3 protein-coding genes are annotated in these 2436 nt (G+C 75.1%); 1 reads left to right on the top strand and 2 read right to left on the bottom strand.

The features are described 5' to 3' along the window. Positions 1–46: 46 nt before the first annotated feature. Positions 47–664, bottom strand: coding sequence for a YigZ family protein (locus NWP09_RS12430; RefSeq protein WP_258275813.1), 618 nt, complete (start codon positions 662–664; stop codon positions 47–49). A 51-nt stretch (positions 665–715) separates the two neighbouring features. After that, positions 716–2077 carry an MFS transporter gene (locus NWP09_RS12425; RefSeq protein WP_258275812.1) on the bottom strand — a complete coding sequence of 454 codons (1362 nt, stop codon included), beginning with the start codon at positions 2075–2077 and terminating at the stop codon, positions 716–718. 78 nt (positions 2078–2155) lie between these two features. On the opposite strand from NWP09_RS12425, the gene NWP09_RS12420 reads away from it, so the two are divergent. Further along, positions 2156–2436: helix-turn-helix domain-containing protein (locus NWP09_RS12420; protein WP_258275811.1), on the top strand; the 281-nt coding region annotated here is incomplete at its 3' end.

Here is a 2436-nt window from a genome sequence, read left to right as displayed (position 1 = left end):
GCGGAGGGGGTGGTCGGCAGCGTCAGATTTGTATAAGAGACGGCGCTCACGCCGCGCGCTCGACCACGCGCGCCGCTCCCGGCGACGCGTCGACGCCGAGCTGCGCGAGCAGCGCCTGCGCCTCGGCGAGGCCCGGGTCGTCGACGACGAGCAGCAGCCTCGCACGCCCCGCGCCGTAGTCGAGCTCGGGCGTCCGGCCCGCGGCGCGCAGCGCGTGCTCGATGCGGGGCGCGTCGGCGACCGGCACCTCGCCGACGAGCTCGGTCCCGGCGACCCGCTCGAGGCGCCCGGCGGCGTCGAGCGCACGGGCCGCGATGCCGCCGTACGCGCGCACGAGCCCACCGGTGCCGAGCTGCACGCCCCCGAACCAGCGCACGACGAGCACCGCGACGTCGGTGAGCCCGCGCCCGGCGATCGCCGAGAGGATCGGGGCACCCGCGGTGCCGGAGGGCTCCCCGTCGTCGTTCGAGCGGCTCGCCTCGCCGAGCGGGCCGGCGACGCCCGCGCTGCACACGTGCCGCGCATCGGAATGCGCGCGTCGCGCGTCGCGCACGAGGGGCGCGAGCTGGTCGAGGCTCGCGATGCGGTGCGCCGTCGCGAGGAAGCGCGAGCGCGAGATCTCGGTCTCGGCGCTCGCGCTCCTCGCGATCGTGGGCCGCAGCACGGCTCCATCCTCTCCCGCGCAAGCACGGCGCACGCCCGCGCGGGCGCCGGGTCAGGCGGGCGCGGGGGATTCCTCGGGGATGGCGGCCTGCGCGGCGTCGGCGTCCTCGTCGCCGAGCCGGCGCATCCGCCCCGCTGCGATCGCGCCGACGAGGGTGAGCGCCGAGAGCGCCGCGAGCACGACGCCCGGGTGCCACCACGCGTTGCCCGTCGCCGTGCCGAGCTCGGTCGTGAGGTAGGGGATGAAGCCCGAGAGCACCGCGGCGACCGCGTACGCGACCGAGAGCGCCGAGTAGGCGTGGCGGCCGCGGAAGAGCTCCTGCATCGTGCCGCCGAGCGCCGCCCACGACGCGGTCGGCAGGATGCCGCCGACGATCATGAGCGCGACGAGCACGCCGAAGGTCGCGCTGCCGAGCAGCCAGTAGATGGGGAACGCGATGAGCAGCGTGCCGACCGCGCCGAGCGCGACGACGCGCGCGGAGCCGATGCGGGTCGCGAGCATGCCGAACGCCGGCACGGTCACGAACTGCAGCAGCCCGCCGATCGTCGCGGCGGTCAGCAGCTGCATCTCGTCGAAGCCGAGCGCGCTCACGCCGTAGCCCATCGTGTAGGTGTTCATGAGCGAGTAGGAGCCGATGCCGAGGAGCGCCACGAGGATCGCGACGCCGAAGGCGGCGGGCTGCGTGCGGATCGCGCCCCAGACGGGGTTGCGCTCGCGCTGCCCCTTGGCGGCGAGCTCCTTGAACACCGGCGTCTCGTCGATCGACCAGCGCAGGTAGAGCGAGACGGCGATGAGCGGGATCGCGATGAGGAAGGGGACGCGCCAGCCCCACGCGGCCATCGCCTCGGGGCCGAGCCCGAAGAACATCGCGAGCATGAGGCCGCCCGCCGCGACGGAGCCGATGGGGGAGCCGAGCTGCGGGAGGGAGGCGAAGAACGGGCGCCGGCGCGCGTCGGCGTGCTCGGTCGCGAGCAGCACGGCGCCGCCCCACTCGCCGCCGAGCGAGAGGCCCTGCAGGATCCGCAGCACGACGAGCGCGATCGCCCCGAACGTCGCCCACCCCTCGCCGGTGGGCAGCAGGCCGACGAGCCCCGTCGCGACGCCCATGAGCGCGATCGTGATGAGCAGCGTCGAGCGGCGGCCGATGCGGTCGCCGAGGTGGCCGAAGAGGATCGCGCCGATCGGGCGCACGACGAACGCGATGCCGATCGTCGCGAACGACGCCGCGAGCGCGCCCGCGTCGCCGAGCGCGGAGAAGAAGAACGGGCCCGCGAAGAACGCGGCGAAGTAGGAGTAGGTGTAGAAGTCGTACGACTCGAGGGCCGTGCCGACGGTCGCGGCGGTCGCGACTCGGCCGCTGCTGCTCGAGCGCGCGGGGTAGGCGCCCGAGGGCGTCGCGGTGGTGGTGGTCACGGGTGCTCCTCGCCAGGGCGCCGAGGCTCGGCGCGCATTGTCATACCGAGTGCAACAATAGCGCGGGGAGGGGATTCCATGGTCACGGGCAGAGGACGGGGACGACCGCGCGCGTCGAGCGCCGCGACGATCCACGAGGCGGCGCTCGAGCTCTTCCTCGAGCGAGGCTACGACGCGGTCAGCATCGACGACATCGCCCAGCGCGCCGGCGTCTCGCGGGGCACGGTCTTCGCCTACTGCAGCTCCAAGGCGGATGCGCTGTGGGCGGGCCTCGACGAGGCCATCGCGCGGGCCGAGGCGGCGCTCGACGCCGCGGGCCCCGGAGGCGCGGCCGCGCGCGGGGGTGCGCTGGGCGCCGT

The organism is Agrococcus sp. HG114, assembly GCF_024723325.1.
In the GTDB taxonomy this organism is placed as follows: domain Bacteria; phylum Actinomycetota; class Actinomycetes; order Actinomycetales; family Microbacteriaceae; genus Agrococcus.
The sequence above is the reverse complement of the archived record's forward strand: the minus strand, read 5'-3'. Positions and strand labels throughout refer to the sequence as shown.